Below are 18272 nucleotides of genomic sequence, written 5' to 3'. Positions count from 1 at the left end.
GCGGGGCGTGGGGGCTGGTCGCGCACACGCGGCGGTAGCCGCATATCGACACAGCCCCGCGCCCCTGACGTCAGTCAGGTCGTCCGGCGTACTACGTATGCCGTTCCGCTTTGTGCTGCCTCCTCGCCTACGTACTCCTGGCCCCGCATCTCGCACCACGCCGGGATGTCCAGGCGGGCCGCCTCGTCGTCCGACAGGACCCTGACGGTGCCGCCCACCGGGACGTCGCCGATGACCTTCGCCAGTTCGATCACCGGGATCGGGCAGCGCTTGCCGAGGGCGTCGACGACCAGTACGTCTTCCTGGACGACGGTCGCCGGTGCGGGCGCTCCCAGCGTCTCCCGCACCCTGGCCACCACCCCCGGCAGTACCTCCAGGAACCGGTCGACATCCTCGGCCGGGGTCCCCATGGGCAACGACACCCGCACGTTTCCCTCGCTCAGCACCCCCATCGCCTTCAGCACATGGCTGGGCGTCAGTGTGCTGCTCGTACAGGATGATCCGGACGATACGGAGAAACTGGCGCGGTCGAGTTCGTGCAGCAGTGTCTCTCCATCGACATAGAGACAGGAGAAGGTGACGATCCCCGGGAGCCGTCGTTCCGGATCGCCCACCACCTCCACATCCGGCACCAGCCGCGGCACCCGGTCCCGGATCCGCTCCGTCAGCTCCCGCAGCCGTACCGCCTCCTGAGCCGCCTCGGCCCGTACCGCCCGCAGCGACGCCGCCGCGGCCACGATCGCCGGGATGTTCTCGAACCCGGCGGCCCGCCCCGACTCCCGCTCGTCCACGGGCCCTTGGGCAGCGAACCGCACCCCTTTCCGCACGACGAGCAGCCCCACCCCCGACGGTCCGCCCCACTTATGGGCACTCGCCGTCAACAACGACCACCCACCCGCCACCCGCCCCCACCCCAACGACTGAGCGGCATCCACCAGCAACGGCACCCCGGCCTCCCGGCAGACCTCGGCCACTTCGGCCACCGGCTGCTCGGTCCCCACCTCGTGGTTGGCCGACTGAAGACAGGCCAGCGCGGTTTCGGGCCGCAGGGCGGCGGCGTACGACTCCGCAGTCACCGCCCCCGCACGGTCCACCGCGACCTGGGTGACCTCGCCACCCTCGGCCTCGTGCGCATCGGCGGAATGGAGCACCGAGGAGTGTTCGACAGCGGACACGATCAGGTGACGCCCAACCCGCCGACGACCGGCCAGCGCACCCGCGATCCCGGCGTGCACGGCCCGAGTCCCGGAGGAGGTGAACACCAACTCGTCCGGTCGACACCCCACCGCCTCGGCGGCCGCCTCCCGCGCCGCGTCCAGCAACATCCGGGCCCGCCGCCCCTCCTTGTACAAACGTGCGGGATCGGCCCACCCCTCATCGAGCGAGGCCAACAGAGCCTGCCGGGCAACGGGATGAAGGGGAGCGGAGGAAGCGGCATCAAAGTAGGACACACGGCAACGCTAAGGCCTTTAGGGGCGCGGGGAACTGCGCGAGAAACCACAACGCACCCGCACCCGCCAACAAAGCCGCAGACCCGAGCTATTAGGCCCTGAACCCACCCCATCAGGGTGACCCGCGACGCGTATGCCACCCTCCCCGCGAACCCCCGGAGGGCGTCGGCTAGGGTTTGGTCCGCATAAACATCCAAACCCCTGCCCGACGCAGGGCGGCGACCGACCACCGAGTGAGGCAGGCCGCAGCCAATCCGCGCGGGCGAGACTCTCGGGAAGGCGCTACGTGAGTCCCAACGGCTCCGACCGCTCGCCGCGGCGCCCGATGCGGCGGAAGCTGCTGCAGGCACTGACTGCGGGCCTGGTCCTGGCGACCGCCACCGGTTGCACATACAAGGACTTCCCCCGCCTTGGTATGCCGACCCCGACCACGGAAGAGGCTCCGCGGATCCTCTCCCTGTGGCAGGGCTCGTGGGCTGCCGCGCTCGCCGTTGGCGTGCTGGTGTGGGGCCTGATCGTGTGGAGTGCAATCTTCCATCGGCGCAGCCGCACCAAGGTCGAGGTTCCTCCGCAGACTCGGTACAACATGCCGATCGAGACGCTGTACACGGTGGTCCCGCTGGTCATCGTCTCGGTGCTCTTCTACTTCACGGCCCGCGACGAGTCGAAGCTCCTCAGCCTCGACAAGAAGCCCGACGTCACGGTCAACGTGGTCGGCTACCAGTGGAGCTGGGGCTTCAACTACATCGAGAACGTCGACGGTTCCACCGGTGACGCGGCGACCGACGCGAACCTGGACGCCATTCCGGACCGGTTCAAGAACCAGTTCCCGGCGAACGCAGGCGGTGTCTACGACGTCGGCACGCCCGGCACGAGGAACCCGCAGACCAACAACCCGGGTCCGACCCTCTGGCTCCCCAAGGGCAAGACGGTCCGCTTCATCCTCACCTCGCGTGACGTCATCCACTCCTTCTGGGTGGTGCCGTTCCTGATGAAGATGGACGTCATCCCGGGGCACACCAACTCCTTCCAGGTGACCCCCAACAAGGAGGGCACCTTCCTCGGCAAGTGCGCCGAGCTCTGCGGCGTCGACCACTCCCGGATGCTGTTCAACGTGAAGGTCGTCTCCCCCGAGCGCTACGAGCAGCACCTCAAGGACCTCGCGAAGAAGGGGCAGACCGGTTACGTTCCCGCCGGCATCGCGCAGACGAGCCACGAGAAGAACCGGGAGACGAACAACCTGTGAGCATCCTCAACGAACCCCAGGGTGCCGCGGCGGCGGAGTCCCACTACGCGGACGAGCTGCCGGTAAGGCGCAAGCAGCCCGGCAACGTGGTCATCAAGTGGCTGACGACCACTGACCACAAGACGATCGGCACGCTGTATCTGGTCACGTCGTTCGCGTTCTTCTGCATCGGTGGCGTGATGGCGCTGTTCATGCGCGCCGAGCTGGCCCGGCCGGGTCTGCAGATCATGTCGAACGAGCAGTTCAACCAGGCGTTCACGATGCACGGCACGATCATGCTGCTGATGTTCGCGACGCCGCTGTTCGCCGGCTTCACGAACTGGATCATGCCGCTGCAGATCGGCGCACCGGACGTGGCCTTCCCCCGGCTGAACATGTTCGCCTACTGGCTGTACCTGTTCGGCTCGACCATCGCGGTCGGCGGCTTCCTCACCCCGCAGGGCGCGGCCGACTTCGGCTGGTTCGCCTACTCCCCGCTCTCCGACGCGGTCCGCTCCCCGGGCATCGGCGCCGACCTGTGGATCATGGGCCTGGCCTTCTCCGGCTTCGGCACCATCCTGGGCGCGGTCAACTTCATCACCACCATCATCTGCATGCGCGCTCCGGGCATGACCATGTTCCGCATGCCGATCTTCGTGTGGAACGTGCTGCTGACCGCCGTCCTGGTCCTGCTCGCCTTCCCCGTCCTGGCCGCCGCGCTGTTCGCCCTGGAGGCCGACCGGAAGTTCGGGGCGCACGTCTTCGACGCGGCCAACGGCGGCGCGCTGCTGTGGCAGCACCTCTTCTGGTTCTTCGGCCATCCCGAGGTGTACATCATCGCGCTGCCGTTCTTCGGCATCATCTCCGAGGTCATCCCGGTCTTCTCCCGCAAGCCGATGTTCGGCTACATGGGCCTGATCGCCGCGACCGTCTCCATCGCCGGCCTGTCCGTGACCGTGTGGGCCCACCACATGTACGTCACCGGCGGCGTGCTGCTGCCGTTCTTCTCCTTCATGACGTTCCTCATCGCCGTGCCGACCGGCGTGAAGTTCTTCAACTGGATCGGCACCATGTGGAAGGGCTCCCTGTCCTTCGAGACCCCGATGCTCTGGGCCACCGGCTTCCTCATCACCTTCACCTTCGGTGGTCTGACCGGTGTCATCCTGGCCTCGCCGCCGATGGACTTCCACGTCTCCGACTCGTACTTCGTGGTGGCGCACTTCCACTACGTCGTGTTCGGCACCGTCGTCTTCGCGATGTTCTCCGGCTTCCACTTCTGGTGGCCGAAGATGACCGGCAAGATGCTCGACGAGCGCCTCGGCAAGATCACCTTCTGGACGCTGTTCATCGGCTTCCACGGCACCTTCCTGGTCCAGCACTGGCTGGGTGCCGAGGGCATGCCCCGTCGTTACGCGGACTACCTCGCGGCCGACGGCTTCACCGCCCTGAACACGATCTCGACGATCAGCTCCTTCCTGCTCGGCCTGTCGATCCTGCCGTTCTTCTACAACGTCTGGAAGACGGCCAAGTACGGCAAGAAGGTCGAGGTCGACGACCCCTGGGGCTACGGCCGCTCGCTGGAGTGGGCGACCTCGTGCCCGCCCCCGCGGCACAACTTCCTCACCCTGCCGCGGATCCGCAGCGAATCCCCGGCGTTCGACCTGCACCACCCGGAGATCGCCGCGCTCGACCAGCTGGAGAACACCGGTCACGGCGCTGCGGCACTGGCTGGTAGCAAGGAGGCCGGCAAGTGAAGATCCAGGGCAAGATGTTCATGTGGCTGAGCGTCTTCCTCCTCGCCATGGCGGTCGTCTATGGCGTGTGGTCGAAGGAGCCTGCCGGTACCACGGCCCTCTTCCTCTCCTTCGCCCTGAGCATCATGATCGGCTTCTACCTGGGCTTCACGGCCCGGCGGGTCGACGCGGGCGCCCAGGACAACAAGGAGGCGGACGTCGCGGACGACGCCGGCGAGGTCGGGTTCTTCAGCCCGCACAGCTGGCAGCCGCTCTCGCTGGCCTTCGGCGGCGCGCTCGCCTTCCTGTCGGTCGCGATCGGCTGGTGGCTGCTGTACTTCTCGCTGCCGCTGATGCTGATCGGCCTGTGGGGCTGGGTCTTCGAGTACTACCGCGGCGAGAACCGCACCCAGTAACACGCGCTGAGCGCTCCGGAACCCGGACACTCCGTCAGGAGGGTCCGGGTTCCTGCTTTTGGCCTACGGATCGTCCCTCGTCCGAGTTACCCACCGCGCCGCCGCTGACGACCCTCCATAGCGTGAACGCATGAGCCAATCAGTGTTCTTTCGGGGCGCAAAAGCCGGTGTCGAGAGGGCGACCGTGCTCAGCCCTTCGGGCCTCCGCGCGCTCGCCCTCTCGACACCGCCACGCCCGCGCACCCGCACCGTCGTCAGCTGCACGTTGCTGGTGGTCGCCCTCGGCGCGGGCGTCACCGCCTGCGGCTCGGACGGCCATCCCCTGTCGGCCGAGCCGTACGACGCGGCCGACCAGATCTCCTTCAACGGCCCCTCGGACGGCGGGAAGAAGGCCGACCCCGACAAGCCCTTGGAGGTCACCGCCGAGGACTCCGACGGGCGCATCACGGACGTCACGGCCATAGACGCCACAGGACGCTACGTGGTGGGCGAACTCTCCGCCGACGGCTCCCGCTGGCACAGCACCTCGCCGCTCGCCGCCAACGCCCACTACACGCTGCGGGTGAGCACCGAGGACGAGGACGGGGCACCCGGTCGCAAGGTCCTCGCCTTCGACACCAGCAAGCCCACCACCAAGAAGCGCCTGACCGTGAAGTTCGGGCCCGACGCGGGCAAGTACGGCGTCGGCCAGCCCATCACCGCCAAACTGAGCCAGGCCGTCAAGGACGAGGCACAGCGGGCCGTGGTCGAGCGCGCCCTCAAGGTGGACTCCACGCCCGCCGTGGCGGGCGCCTGGCACTGGGTGGACGACAAGGAACTCCACTACCGCCCCAAGGAGTACTGGCCCACCCACGCCACCGTCCAGGCGCACAGCAACCTGGAAGGCGTCAAGATCAGCGACCGCCTCTGGGGCGGCAAGGCGAAGCCGCTCAAGCTCACCATCGGCGACAGCGTCATCGCCGTCACCGACGCCTCGTCACACTCGATGACGGTCTACCGGAACGGCAAGGAGCTCAAGAAGATCCCCGTCACCACGGGCAAGGCCGGCTTCGAGACCCGCAACGGCGTCAAGGTCGTACTGGGCAAGGAGTACTTCGTACGTATGCGCGGCACCAGCATCGGCATCGCCGAGGGCTCCGCGGAGTCGTACGACCTGCCCGTCTACTACGCGACCCGCGTGACCTGGAGCGGCGAGTACGTACACGCCGCTCCCTGGTCCACCGGCTCCCAGGGCTACGCGAACGTCAGCCACGGCTGCACCGGCATGAGCACCAGCAACGCCGAGTGGTTCTACGACACCGTGCGCGCGGGCGATGTGGTCAAGGTCATCAACTCGTACGGCAACACGATGGAGTCGTTCGGCAACGGCTTCGGCGACTGGAACCTCGACTGGAAGAACTGGCGCAAGGGCAGCGCCCTGGTAGGCGGCACCCCGGAGGCCCCAAGCCCGGAACAGGTGGCCCGCCTACGCCCCGAGAGCGTCTAGACCGAGCCGAACCGAGCTCCTAGGCGCTCTGCTGAAGCCTCTTCTGCCGCAACAGAGAGGCCAGCGCGGACGCGAACTCCACCGGATCCACCGGCAGCGTCACAGCCGCCTCCGCCCGGCTCCACGTGGCCAGCCACGCATCCTGAGGCCGCCCGATCAGCAACAGCACCGGCGGACAGTTGAACACCTCGTCCTTGATCTGCCGGCACACCCCCATGCCGCCCATCGGCACGGCCTCACCGTCCAGCACACAGACGTCGATCCCGCCCCGGTCCAGTTCCTTGAGGACGGCCGCCGGAGTCGCACACTCCAGGAACTCCACAACGGGAACGTCCGGCGCAGGCCGGCGCCCGGTCGCGAGCCGCACGGACTCCCGGGTGTTGGAGTCGTCGCTGTAGACCAGCACCGTGGCGGTCGGCTGCATGCTTCCTCCGTTGACATCAGCGTCGTACGGCCAAAGACGGGCGGAGCCCGATGCGGCGGATGCTACCCCCTTGAACACCCCGTCAACACCGGTTCGGACAGCACTTCGATGGGCCATACGGGCAGTACGCGAGCTGCGAACACTCCGAACGGCACCCCCCGGAGTGAGCGCGAGATAAGCGACCGACATAATGTCGGTCGTGGCGACAGCAACGACAGTAGAAACCGGGCACGCGCACCCGTCGGTCAACCGGCCGAACCTCACCAGCGTCGGAACCATCATCTGGCTGAGTTCCGAGCTGATGTTCTTCGCGGCCCTCTTCGCGATGTACTTCACCCTGCGATCGGTGACCGGGCCGGATCACTGGAAGGAAATGGCCGAGAGCCTGAACTTCCCGTTCTCGGCGACGAACACCACGATCCTGGTGCTCTCCTCCCTCACCTGCCAGCTCGGCGTCTTCGCCGCCGAGCGCGGTGACGTGAAGAAGCTCCGGGGCTGGTTCATCGTCACCTTCATCATGGGTGCGATCTTCATCGGCGGTCAGATCTTCGAGTACACGGAGCTGGTGAAGAAGGACGGGCTCTCGCTCTCCTCCGACCCGTACGGCTCGGTGTTCTACCTGACCACCGGCTTCCACGGCATGCACGTGACGGGAGGTCTCATCGCCTTCCTGTTCGTCCTCGGGCGCACCTACGCGGCCAAGAGGTTCACTCACGAGCAGGCGACCGCTGCCATCGTCGTGTCCTACTACTGGCACTTCGTCGACGTCGTCTGGATCGGCCTCTTCGCCACGATCTACATGATCAAGTAGCCCGGGCCCCGTTCCCGCGCACATTCCAGAAGCATCGACGCAGAAGATCCTGACACCGGGGTAATCCGTGAAAAAGCTCTCCGCACGACGACGCCATCCGCTGGCGGCGGTCGTCGTCCTACTCCTCGCGCTGGCGGCCACCGGGGGGCTGTACGCCGTGTTCGCGCCCGCGAGCAAGGCACAGGCCGATGACACCGCCCAGTCCCTCGCCATCGACGAGGGCAAGAAGCTCTACGCCGTAGGCTGCGCCAGTTGCCACGGCACCGGCGGTCAGGGCAGCTCCGACGGCCCGAGCCTCGTGGGTGTGGGCGCCGCGGCCGTGGACTTCCAGGTCGGCACCGGCCGTATGCCGGCCGCCACCTCGCAGGGGGCACAGGTCCCGGCCAAGAAGGTCGTCTACTCGCAGGCCGAGATCGACCAGCTCGCCGCGTACATCGCCTCGCTGGGCGCCGGTCCCGTCATCCCGACGGAGAACGAGTACAGCCCGGACGGTTCGGACATCGCCAAGGGTGGCGAGCTGTTCCGCACCAACTGCGCGCAGTGCCACAACTTCACCGGCAAGGGTGGCGCGCTGACGCACGGCAAGTTCGCGCCGGGCCTTGAGGGCGTCGACCCGAAGCACATCTACGAGGCCATGCAGACCGGCCCGCAGAACATGCCGTCCTTCCCCGACACCACACTGTCGGAGGAGAACAAGCAGGACATCATCGCGTACCTCGACGCGGTCAACGGCGACAACACCGAGAGCCCCGGTGGCCTTGAGCTCGGCGGCCTCGGTCCGGTCAGCGAAGGCCTGTTCGGCTGGGTCTTCGGTCTCGGCGCTCTGATCGCCGTCGCCGTCTGGGTTGCCGCTCGGACCGCAAAGGCCAAGAAGTCATGAGTAGCCAAGAAATTCCAGAAGAGAACCTGCCGGTTGAGCAGGGCGCGCACGGCGCGGTAGGCATCGCGGACGAGAAGGACCCCTTCGCGGACCCGGGCCTGCCGCCCCACGAGCACCGTGTCCAGGACATCGACGAGCGGGCCGCCAGGCGGTCCGAGCGTACGGTCGCCATGCTGTTCACGCTCTCGATGCTGGCCACCGTCGGCTTCATCGCCTCGTATGTGGCGATCCCGCACGACAAGGCGGTCTACATCTTCCCGCTGGGTCACATCAGCGCGCTGAACTTCGCGCTGGGCATGACCCTCGGTGTGGCGCTGTTCAGCATCGGCGCGGGCGCGGTCCACTGGGCCCGCACCCTGATGTCCGACGAGGAGATCGCCGACGAGCGCCACCCGATCGAGGCGCCCCCCGAGGTCCGCGAGAAGGTCCACGCGGACTTCAAGCAGGGCGCCAAGGAGTCGGCGCTCGGCCGCCGCAAGCTGATCCGCAACACGATGTTCGGCGCGCTGGCCCTGTTCCCGCTCTCCGGCGTCATGCTGTTGCGCGACCTCGGCCCGCTGCCCGGCACCAAGCTCCGCCACACCCTGTGGGGCAAGGGCAAGCTCCTCGTCAACATGAACACGAACGAGCCGCTGCGTCCCTCGGACGTCGCCGTCGGTTCGCTCACCTTCGCCAAGCCCGAGGGCCTGGAGGAGCACGACGAGGAGTTCCAGACCGAGATCGCCAAGGCCGCCCTGATGATCGTCCGGATCCAGCCGGACAACATCAAGGACAAGCGCGAGCTCGAGTGGTCGCACGAGGGCATCGTCGCGTACTCGAAGATCTGCACCCACGTCGGTTGCCCGATCTCCCTGTACGAGCAGCAGACGCACCACGTGCTCTGCCCCTGCCACCAGTCCACCTTCGACCTCTCCGACGGTGCCCGAGTGATCTTCGGTCCCGCCGGTCACGCCCTGCCGCAGCTGCGCATCGGCGTGAACGACGATGGCTACCTCCAGGCGCTCGGCGACTTCGAGGAGCCCGTCGGTCCTGCATTCTGGGAGCGCGGATGAGCACTACAGAGACGACTGAGTCCCGCTCTCGCGGGAAGGCACCGGCCGGCGAGCGCGTCGCCGACTGGGCCGACGGCCGACTGGGGATCTACTCCCTGGCCAAGTCCAACATGCGCAAGATCTTCCCCGACCACTGGTCGTTCATGTTGGGTGAGGTCTGCCTCTACAGCTTCATCATCATCATCCTCACGGGTGTGTATCTGACGCTGTTCTTCCACCCGTCGATGAACGAGGTGGAGTACCACGGCAGCTACGTCCCGCTGCAGGGCCAGCTGATGTCCGAGGCGTTCAACTCGACCATGCACATCTCCTTCGATGTGCGCGGTGGTCTGCTGATCCGGCAGATCCACCACTGGGCGGCGCTGATCTTCCTCGCCGGCATGTTCGTGCACATGATGCGTGTGTTCTTCACGGGCGCGTTCCGCAAGCCGCGTGAGGTCAACTGGCTGTTCGGCTTCCTGCTGTTCGTCCTGGGCATGTTCACCGGCTTCACCGGTTACTCGCTCCCGGACGACCTGCTCTCCGGCACCGGTGTCCGCTTCATGGAGGGCGCGGTCCTGTCCGTGCCGATCGTCGGCACGTACCTGTCGTTCTTCCTCTTCGGCGGGGAGTTCCCGGGCGGCGACTTCGTGGCCCGCTTCTACTCGGTCCACATCCTGCTGCTGCCGGGCATCATGCTCGGCCTGGTGGTCGGCCACCTGATCCTGGTCTTCTACCACAAGCACACGCAGTTCGCGGGCCCCGGAAAGACGAACAACAACGTCGTCGGCATGCCGCTGCTGCCGGTCTACATGGCCAAGGCCGGGGGCTTCTTCTTCCTGGTCTTCGGTGTCATCGCGGCCATCTCGGCGATCGCCTCGATCAACCCGATCTGGTCCATGGGCCCCTACCGTCCGGACCAGGTGTCCACCGGCGCCCAGCCCGACTGGTACATGGGCTTCTCCGAGGGCCTGATCCGTGTCATGCCGGGCTGGGAGATCAACTTCTGGGGTCACACGCTCGTCCTGGGCGTGTTCATCCCGCTGATCATCTTCCCGCTGGTCCTGGTCGCGATCGCGGTCTACCCGTTCATCGAGTCCTGGGTCACCGGCGACAACCGCGAGCACCACATCCTGGACCGCCCGCGCAACGCGCCGACGCGCACGGCCTTCGGTGTCGCGTGGATCACCTGGTACATGGTGCTGCTGATCGGTGGTGGAAACGACCTCTGGGCCACTCACTTCCACCTGTCGATCAACGCCATCACCTGGTTCGTCCGGGTCTCGTTCTTCGTCGCCCCGGTCATCGCGTTCGTCATCACCAAGCGGATCTGCCTCGGCCTTCAGCGCCGCGACAAGGACAAGGTGCTGCACGGCCGCGAGTCGGGCATCATCAAGCGCCTGCCGCACGGTGAGTTCATCGAGGTGCACGAGCCGCTCAGCCAGGACGCGCTGCACACGCTGACCGCGCACGAGCAGTACGTGCCGGCCGCGATCGGCGCGACGGTCGACGAGAACGGTGTCGAGCGCAAGGTGAAGGGCACCGAGAAGCTGCGCGCCAAGCTCAGCGAGGCCTACTACGGCGAGGAGAGCCAGATCTCCAAGCCCACCGTTGAGGAGTACAAGGAGATCACGAGCGGCCACGGCCACCACTGATCGCTGCGCACGCCACGCGCCACCCGAAGGGCCCCGTCCGCAGACCGGACGGGGCCCTTCGCCGTGCCCCCGGGCTGGATAGGGTGGGGCTCACACTTCTTCTACGACATTCAGGAGCGGCTTTATGAGCGCTGTGACCCCCGCTGGAGGCGACACCGCGGCGGGCCGTTCCTGGCCCGAGGTACTGAACGGTCTGCTGGAGGGCCGTGACCAGAGTGCCGAGGACACCGCCTGGGCGATGGACCGGATCCTGCGCGGTGAGGCGACCGACGCGCAGATCGCCGGGTTCGTGGTGGCGCTGCGGGCCAAGGGCGAGACGGTCGAGGAGATCACCGGCCTCGTCCGGACGATGTACGAGCACGCGAACGTTATCGAGGTGCCGGGGCGCACGGTCGACATCGTCGGCACGGGCGGCGACGGCGCGAAGACCGTGAACATCTCCACGATGTCGTCGATCGTGGTGGCCGGTACGGGCGCGAAGGTCGTCAAGCACGGCAACCGTGCCGCGTCCTCCGCCTCCGGATCCTCGGACGTCCTGGAGAAGCTGGGCGTCAATCTGCAGCTGACGCCGCAGCGGGTCGCCGAGGTCGCGGAGGAGGCCGGGATCACCTTCTGCTTCGCGGTGAAGTTCCACCCGGCGCTGCGTCATGTGGCCGCCGCGCGCGGCCAGTTGGGGATCCGGACGACGTTCAACGTCCTCGGCCCGCTGACCAACCCGGCGAAGGTGAAGGCCCAGGCGGTGGGCGTCGCCGACCCGCGGATGGCGCCGATCGTGGCGGGCGTCTTCGCGGAGCGCGGCAACTCGGCCCTGGTGTTCCGCGGCGACGACGGCCTCGACGAGCTGACGACCACGGCCACGTCCCATGTGTGGGTCGTCCGGGACGGCAAGGTCACCGAGGAGTCCTTCGACCCACGCGACGTCGGCATCGAGCTGGTCCCCGTGGAGGCGCTGCGGGGCGCGGACGCGTCGTACAACGCGGACGTGGCCCAGCGCTTGCTGAACGGCGAGACCGGACCGGTGCGCGACGCGGTGCTGCTGAACTCGGCGGCAGCGCTGGTCGCCCTGGACCCGGGCGACGGACCCCTGGCGGACCAGCTCCGGGCCGCCATGGAGAAGGCCGCGGAGTCGATCGACTCGGGGGCGGCGAAGCGCACCCTTGAGCGCTGGGTGGCGGCCAGCAACAGGTAGTTCCTGGCCGAGGGATGTCCCGCGATCCGGACACGGGTTGCGGGACATCGTTTTTTTCGCGTAGGTTTTTGGACCAGGTCATGAGTGACAGTCATGAGGCCCCGGCCGACTGTCCGGCAACCCTCCGTCCGTGGCGGGGTGCCCCGGGTGAAGACCAGGCTGTGGACAGCTAGGTCCACGGCAAGCGCGGACCCCTCGCACGCCAGGGGTCCTGGTCGTCGAGGAGTCTCTCGTGAGCAACCGAATGCGATAGGGCCGCAGAGCCCCGCTTCCGCATCCCTCTTTGCGTCTTCGTTCTTTCCTCTCACGGGAGTTTCGCCATGTCTGTCTCCACCGTTGCCGCCAACACTTCGGTTTGTGCCCCGCTGCCCGTTCTGGGCCGGGATGTCACCGTCCCGCTCGTCACGGGTGGCGAAGTCACCTACGCCGCACTCGACTACGCGGCCAGCGCGCCCGCGCTCCAGCGTGTCTGGGACGACGTGGCGGCCTACGCCCCGTACTACGGAAGCGTCCACCGCGGGGCCGGCTACCTCTCCCAGCTCTCCACCGACCTCTTCGAGGACGCCCGGAAGACGGTCGCCGAGTTCCTGGACTGCCGCGCCGACGACCAGCTGGTCTTCACCCGGTCCACCACCGACTCCCTCAACCTCCTCGCCGCCGCCCTCCCCGCCGACTGCCAGGTCTTCGTCTTCGAGACCGAGCACCACGCCTCGCTGCTGCCGTGGAAGGACGCGAAGGTCACCTACCTCAACGCGCCGCGCACCCCGCAGCAGGCCGTACGGACCCTGGAGCGGGCCCTCGCCGAGCGTGACCCCCAGGGCACGGCCCTCGTCTGCGTCACCGGCGCCTCCAACGTCACCGGCGAGCTGTGGCCCGTACGCGAGCTCGCCGCCGTGGCCCACGCCCACGGTGCCCGGATCGTCCTGGACGCCGCCCAGCTGGCCCCGCACCACCCGGTCTCCGTCCAGGATCTCGACGTCGACTGGGTCGCCTTCTCCGGGCACAAGCTGTACGCCCCCTTCGGCTCCGGCGTGCTGGCCGGACGGGCCGACTGGCTGCGGGCGGCCGACCCCTACCTCGCGGGCGGCGGCGCCAGCCGCAAGGTCACGCGGCGCGAGGACGGGGGAGTGGACGTGGAGTGGCACGAGAGCGCGGCGCGGCATGAGGCGGGCTCGCCCAACGTCATCGGCGTCTACTCCATCGCCTCCGCCTGCAAGGCGCTGACCGAGGCCGGCTTCGACACGCTGGTCGCGCGCGAGCAGCACCTGATCGACACCGTCCGCGCGGGCCTCGCCGAGGTGCCCGAGGTCAGGATCCTCTCCCTCTTCGGGGACGACGCGCCGCGCGTCGGCGTCATCTCCTTCGTCGTCGAGGGCTGGAACAGCTCGCACTTCGCCGCGGCCCTCTCCGCCGAGTACGGCATCGGCGTACGCGACGGCCTGTTCTGCGCCCACCCGCTGGTGCGCACCCTGCTCGGCAGCGACCCGCAGACCCAGGGCGAGTGCGGCGCCCCCGAGGCGGCCCCCGGCGAGAAGTCCCTCAACGCCATCCGCGTGAGCTTCGGCGCGGGCACGCCGGACGAGCACGTCGAGCGTTTCGTTGGCGCAGTGAAGGAACTGGTCAGGGACGGCGCGAAGTGGAACTACCGTACGGAGGAGGGGCGTTGCGTCCCTGCCGTCTGACCCTTGTCACCCACAGAGGTGAGTCAAGAGGGCCTTGCGGCAACGGAGTTCAGTTGTCCAGCCCGATCGCGAACGCCGCCTCAAGGTCGTGCTGGGAGTAGGTACGGAACGCGACGTGCGTGTCCGTGGCCTCCACGCCGGGGATCCTGCTGATCCGGCCCGGGATGACGTCCGCGAGGTCCTCGTGCTGCTTGACGCGGACCATGGCGATCAGGTCGTAGGTGCCGGTGACGGAGAAGACCTCGCTGACGGACTCCAGTGCGGCGATCGACTCGGCGATCTCGGGGATCCGGTCCACGCTGGTCTTGATGAGGACGATCGCGGTGATCACGGTTGGTTCTCTCCTGGGGTCCGTCGTCGCTTTGTTTCGCTGGGATGGCCTTCACTCTAAGACTTGATCCGTATATCACCAGAGGGTGAGCTGCGGACTGCAGCCAGGGCGGTGTCCGGATGGCCAGGTGGAGGCCGGACCGGCTTGAGGGGCAAGGCGTTACTCGGTGCCATCGCTCAGGGGCGGCCTGATTCGCCTGGAAGACCCGGCCCCACGCCGGAATCGGACCCACGCGTAACAGAAGCCGAGGCCGAAGCCCACCAGGTGCGCCAGATATGCCACCCCCGGGCCGCCCGAGGCCTGTCCCGCCGCCAGCCACTGCAGGGCCGCCCAGAACGGCAGGACCACCCAGGCGGGGAAGCGCAGGGGCAGGAAGAAGAGGAAGGGCAGGAGGCTGGTCACCCGGGCTCCGGGGAACAAGTACAGAAACGCGCCCAGGACCGCCGAGATCGCCCCGGACGCGCCGACCAGGGACTGCTGGGAGTCGGCGTTGGCGGCCGCGTAGCCCAGCAGGGCCAGATAGCCGCAGCCGACGTAGAAGAGGGTGAACTCGACGCGGCCCATCCGTTCCTCGGTCATCGCCCCGAAGACATAGAGGAAGAGCATGTTGCCGAGCAGATGCACCCAGCTGCCGTGGATGAAGAGGGCCGTGGCGGGGGTGAGGGCCTCCCGGGGGGCGCCCTCGAAGAGTTCGGCGGGGACCACGCCCCAGCGGCGGAAGTAGGCGCTCTGGGCGGCGAGGAGCTCGTCGCTTGAGCCGTAGGCCGGATTGAGACCCGAGGCGGGGCCGATCAGGAAGAGCAGACAGCAGACCGCGATCAGTCCGTACGTCATCGCTGCCGACGATCCGCGAAGGGATCTCCTCGTCCTGCGGATCGTCGTGCTCCAGTCGCTGATCATGGACACAGAGCATGACGTAACAGGACCAAGCTGCACAGAGTGCCTCGCCGCCGTGAGCGGGTAAGCGGCGAGTACCCGCCAGGCCTTAGGGTTACGAGCCACGCGTACCGGGGACCTGGTGCGTCACGGACAATTGAAGGCCACGAAGGAAAGAGCACAGTCACGATGACGGTTCCCCTGCCCACCGCCTCGACGCGCTGGCGCTGCACCCTCTGCGGCAACCTCACGCGTTTCGACGTGACCCGCTCGTCGAAGGTCGTGGAGTACGTCCACCTCGACCTGGCCGGTGAGCCGAACGTCGAGGAGCGCGAGGTGGTCAGTGAGACCATCGAGTCAGTGCGCTGTCGCTGGTGCAACGCGGTGGATCAGGTGGAACTCGTGGACAGGCCGGGCGCCGGCTCCTGACGGGAGCAGGCCCCAGAGACATTGGGGTGACGGATGGTGGAGACCACAGGCGGGGGGCCGGCCGACGGCGCCGCCGAGGTGCTCGACCGTCCGCTGCCCGACGGTGTGCGCCGCAGGGTCGTACAGATCGTCTCCGACGGTTTCGGCGGGCTGACCGTGGCCGAATTGCCACCCCAGCTGCGACAGTACGCCCGTTTCGCCCCCAACCGGCGTGCCAAGTTCGCCGGCAACGCCATGGCCGCCGCCCTGGAGACCGATCCGCTGTTCAGACAGCGCATCGGGGAGAAGCTCAGAGAGGCGCAGTCGGAGCTGGCCGGCGCCCTCGACTCCGGCTCGCCCCCTCCGGCCGCGGACCCGCTCGATGTGGCGGCCGCGGCCTATGTGCTGCGCCCCACGGGCTGGGTGAAGCTCGTGACCGCGGCCGGGGAGGAGGCCCTGCGGGCCGACGCCGAGCGGGCCGACGAGGAGAGCCGGGCCGAGCTGGAGCGGCTGCGCGAGGAGCTGGCCGCCGCCCGTGACCACACCCGGGCCGAGACCGAGCGGCTGCGCACCGAGCTCGACGCCGCCAAGAAGGAAGCCGAATCGCTTCACCGCAAACTGCGTGCCGCCCACAGTGACGTCAAGCGCGGCGAGGCCGCCCTGCGCAAGCTGCTGGGCGAGACCGAGGCCGCGCGGGCCGAGGGACAGGCGCAGGTGTCCGCAGCCGAGAGCGAGTCTCGGCGGCTCAAGACGCGGCTCGGCGAGGCGGAGGCGGCCCTGGAGGCGACGCGGAGAGCGGCCCGGGAGGGGCGCAGCGTCGAGGACATGCGCGTACGGCTGCTGCTCGACACGGTGCTCGACGCGGCCCAGGGGCTGCGGCGGGAGCTGGCGCTGCCGCCGATCTCGGTGCGGCCGGCGGAGACCGTGGATGCCGTCGAACCGGGACGAATGACCCCGAAAGACATCGCCGCGCGGGCCCTGTCCGAAAACGACCCCGCCATCCTCGATCAACTTCTCGCCCTGCCGCAGGCGCATCTGGTCGTCGACGGCTACAACGTGACCAAGACCGGCTATCCCCAGATGCCCCTGGAGAAGCAGCGGTTGAGGCTGCTCGGGCAGCTCTCGCAGCTCGCCGCGCAGACCGGCGCCGAGGTGACGTGTGTCTTCGACGGGGCCGAGCTTGCGGCGCCGGTGCTGCTCGCGCCGCCGCGCGGGGTGCGGGTGCTGTTCTCCAAGCCGGGCGTCACCGCAGACGAGTTGATCCGCCAGCTGGTGCGTGCCGAGCCGCCGGGGCGGCCGGTCATCGTCGCCTCCACCGACCGCGAGGTCGCCGACGGGATCGCCAAGGCGGGCGCGCGGCCCGTCGCTTCTGCGGTACTCCTCAAGCGACTGTCGTGACTGTCAATGTACAGGTTTAATGCCCGAATTGACGGTTCCGTCACGCAACGTAGCGTCAATCGCGCATCACTGCTCGTGAGTTGTTGTGAAGAATGCGCTCCGTGACAAACATTTTTCACGTGAGGATTTGAACTGATCACAGGAAGGTCACTAGGGTCTGCCTTCGAACCTCCGCACGAGTGATCACCCACAAGAAGGAGATCGCCTCCGTGGCGTCCCACCGTCGACCTAAGCAGCCGAGCCGCATGCGCGTGAGCGTGCTCACCACCGCCGCCGCTGCCGCCGTAGCCCTCAGCGCCAACGCGGCCAATGCCGCGCCGAGCGAGAAGCCGAGCAAGGACGAGGTGCAGGCCAAGGTCGACAAGCTCTACGAGGAGGCGGAGCAGGCCACCGAGAAGCTCAACGGGGCCGAGGCGAAGCAGGAGAAGCTCCAGAAGGAGATCTCCACCATCCAGGACAACGTCGCCCGCGGCCAGGAAGAGCTCAACGAGCTGCGCGACGGCCTCGGTTCGATGGCGAGCGCCCAGTACCGCACCGGCGGCATCGACCCCTCGGTACAGCTCTTCCTCTCCTCCGACCCGGACGACTACCTGGACAAGGCGTCCACGATGGACCAGCTGACCAGTCAGCAGGTCGACACGCTGAAGAAGGTCCAGGAGAAGCAGCGTTCGCTCGCCCAGGAGCGCGCCGAGGCCACCGAGAAGCTCAAGGACCTCGCCAGCACCCGCACCGAGCTGAAGAAGAACAAGAAGGAAGTCCAGACCAAGCTCGCCGCGGCGCAGAAGATCCTCAACACCCTGACGGCCGCCGAGAAGCAGGCCCTCGCCGAGGAGCAGGCCCGCGCCAGCCGCGACAGCTCCCGCACCGCCCTCGGCTCCGGCGGCGCCGCCACCGGCCGTGCCGCCGCGGCCTACTCGGCTGCCCAGAGCAAGATCGGCTCGCCCTACGTCTACAGCGCCTCCGGCCCCTCCTCCTTCGACTGCTCGGGCCTGACCTACTGGGCCTACGCCCAGGCCGGCGTCTCCATACCCCGCACCTCCCAGGCCCAGGCCAACGCCGGCACGCGCATCTCGCTGAGCAATCTCCAGGTCGGCGACCTCGTCATCTTCTACAGCGACTACCACCACGTCGGCTTCTACGCCGGCAACGGCCAGGTGCTGCACGCCCCGCGCACCGGCACCGTCGTGCGCTACGAGTCGATCGACAACATGCCGGCCCAGTTCGGCGTCCGGATCTGATCCGCACCGGAATCCGGCCCGCCCGGCCCCCCGAACGG

The 18272-nt window shown here is 68.0% G+C and carries 17 protein-coding genes and 1 riboswitch; of the genes, 13 read left to right on the top strand and 4 right to left on the bottom strand.

All coding sequences use genetic code 11. The annotated features are described in order from the left end of the window. Positions 1-74 precede the first annotated feature (74 nt). On the bottom strand, positions 75-1451 hold the full coding sequence (locus tag AC5DRG_RS14495) for a cysteine desulfurase/sulfurtransferase TusA family protein (protein WP_491810880.1): 1377 nt from the start codon (positions 1449-1451) through the stop codon (positions 75-77). A gap of 286 nt (positions 1452-1737) precedes the next feature. On the opposite strand from AC5DRG_RS14495, the gene ctaC reads away from it, so the two are divergent. The 4 genes from ctaC to AC5DRG_RS14475 all read left to right on the top strand — a co-directional run bounded on the left by ctaC (position 1738) and on the right by AC5DRG_RS14475 (position 6311). After that, positions 1738-2697, top strand: coding sequence for an aa3-type cytochrome oxidase subunit II (gene ctaC / locus AC5DRG_RS14490; RefSeq protein ID WP_491810879.1), 960 nt, complete (start codon positions 1738-1740; stop codon positions 2695-2697). Next, on the top strand, positions 2694-4430 hold the full coding sequence (ctaD, locus tag AC5DRG_RS14485; RefSeq protein ID WP_491810877.1) for an aa3-type cytochrome oxidase subunit I: 1737 nt from the start codon (positions 2694-2696) through the stop codon (positions 4428-4430). Before ctaC ends, ctaD begins: the two co-directional genes overlap by 4 nt. Next, a complete protein-coding gene (locus AC5DRG_RS14480) occupies positions 4427-4825 on the top strand; it encodes a cytochrome c oxidase subunit 4 (RefSeq protein ID WP_491810875.1) in 399 nt (132 codons plus the stop codon). Before ctaD ends, AC5DRG_RS14480 begins: the two co-directional genes overlap by 4 nt. 130 nt (positions 4826-4955) lie before the next feature. Continuing rightward, on the top strand, positions 4956-6311 hold the full coding sequence (locus tag AC5DRG_RS14475; RefSeq protein WP_491810873.1) for a L,D-transpeptidase: 1356 nt from the start codon (positions 4956-4958) through the stop codon (positions 6309-6311). A 19-nt stretch (positions 6312-6330) separates the two neighbouring features. Here the strand turns inward: AC5DRG_RS14475 and AC5DRG_RS14470 are convergent, their stop codons facing one another. Then, positions 6331-6735 (bottom strand): response regulator, encoded by a 405-nt coding sequence (locus AC5DRG_RS14470; protein ID WP_491810871.1) that lies wholly within the window; start codon positions 6733-6735, stop codon positions 6331-6333. A 190-nt stretch (positions 6736-6925) separates the two neighbouring features. Here AC5DRG_RS14470 and ctaE point away from each other — a divergent pair, with 190 nt between their 5' ends. The 6 genes from ctaE (at position 6926) to AC5DRG_RS14440 (ending at position 13983) form a co-directional block, all read left to right on the top strand. Continuing rightward, a complete protein-coding gene (gene ctaE, locus AC5DRG_RS14465; RefSeq protein WP_491810869.1) occupies positions 6926-7546 on the top strand; it encodes an aa3-type cytochrome oxidase subunit III in 621 nt (206 codons plus the stop codon). 67 nt (positions 7547-7613) lie between these two features. Continuing rightward, a complete protein-coding gene (gene qcrC, locus AC5DRG_RS14460; protein WP_491810867.1) occupies positions 7614-8426 on the top strand; it encodes a cytochrome bc1 complex diheme cytochrome c subunit in 813 nt (270 codons plus the stop codon). Further along, positions 8423-9478 (top strand): cytochrome bc1 complex Rieske iron-sulfur subunit, encoded by a 1056-nt coding sequence (gene qcrA / locus AC5DRG_RS14455; protein WP_491810865.1) that lies wholly within the window; start codon positions 8423-8425, stop codon positions 9476-9478. The genes qcrC and qcrA overlap by 4 nt, the downstream gene beginning before the upstream one ends. Next, positions 9475-11112 carry a cytochrome bc1 complex cytochrome b subunit gene (gene qcrB / locus AC5DRG_RS14450; protein WP_491810863.1) on the top strand — a complete coding sequence of 546 codons (1638 nt, stop codon included), beginning with the start codon at positions 9475-9477 and terminating at the stop codon, positions 11110-11112. Before qcrA ends, qcrB begins: the two co-directional genes overlap by 4 nt. A gap of 124 nt (positions 11113-11236) precedes the next feature. Continuing rightward, on the top strand, positions 11237-12301 hold the full coding sequence (gene trpD / locus AC5DRG_RS14445) for an anthranilate phosphoribosyltransferase (RefSeq protein ID WP_491810861.1): 1065 nt from the start codon (positions 11237-11239) through the stop codon (positions 12299-12301). A 76-nt stretch (positions 12302-12377) separates the two neighbouring features. Then, positions 12378-12494, top strand: a riboswitch (SAM riboswitch). 127 nt (positions 12495-12621) lie between these two features. Continuing rightward, entirely contained in the window at positions 12622-13983 is a 1362-nt protein-coding gene (locus AC5DRG_RS14440; RefSeq protein WP_491810859.1) for an aminotransferase class V-fold PLP-dependent enzyme, read from the top strand. 49 nt (positions 13984-14032) lie between these two features. On the opposite strand, the gene AC5DRG_RS14435 is transcribed toward AC5DRG_RS14440, so the two are convergent. Continuing rightward, on the bottom strand, positions 14033-14314 hold the full coding sequence (locus tag AC5DRG_RS14435) for an Lrp/AsnC family transcriptional regulator (protein WP_491810858.1): 282 nt from the start codon (positions 14312-14314) through the stop codon (positions 14033-14035). A 159-nt stretch (positions 14315-14473) separates the two neighbouring features. Continuing rightward, positions 14474-15214: a rhomboid family intramembrane serine protease gene (locus AC5DRG_RS14430; RefSeq protein ID WP_491810856.1), complete on the bottom strand. Its 741-nt coding sequence runs from the start codon at positions 15212-15214 to the stop codon at positions 14474-14476. A gap of 165 nt (positions 15215-15379) precedes the next feature. Here AC5DRG_RS14430 and AC5DRG_RS14425 point away from each other — a divergent pair, with 165 nt between their 5' ends. The 3 genes from AC5DRG_RS14425 to AC5DRG_RS14415 all read left to right on the top strand — a co-directional run bounded on the left by AC5DRG_RS14425 (position 15380) and on the right by AC5DRG_RS14415 (position 18234). Next, the gene (locus tag AC5DRG_RS14425; protein WP_123988646.1) at positions 15380-15619 is read left to right on the top strand and encodes a hypothetical protein; all 240 of its coding nucleotides are present in this window, start codon (positions 15380-15382) and stop codon (positions 15617-15619) included. Between the two features lie 33 nt (positions 15620-15652). Beyond that, positions 15653-16996, top strand: a complete 1344-nt coding sequence (locus AC5DRG_RS14420) for an NYN domain-containing protein (protein WP_491810854.1) — start codon at positions 15653-15655, stop codon at positions 16994-16996. Positions 16997-17205: 209 nt separating this feature from the next. Further along, a complete protein-coding gene (locus AC5DRG_RS14415; RefSeq protein ID WP_491813038.1) occupies positions 17206-18234 on the top strand; it encodes a C40 family peptidase in 1029 nt (342 codons plus the stop codon). Positions 18235-18272: the final 38 nt, after the last annotated feature.

The sequence above is a fragment of the Streptomyces sp. JLBG701 genome, assembly GCF_058544905.1.
This window is presented reverse-complemented; position numbering and strand designations above follow the sequence as displayed.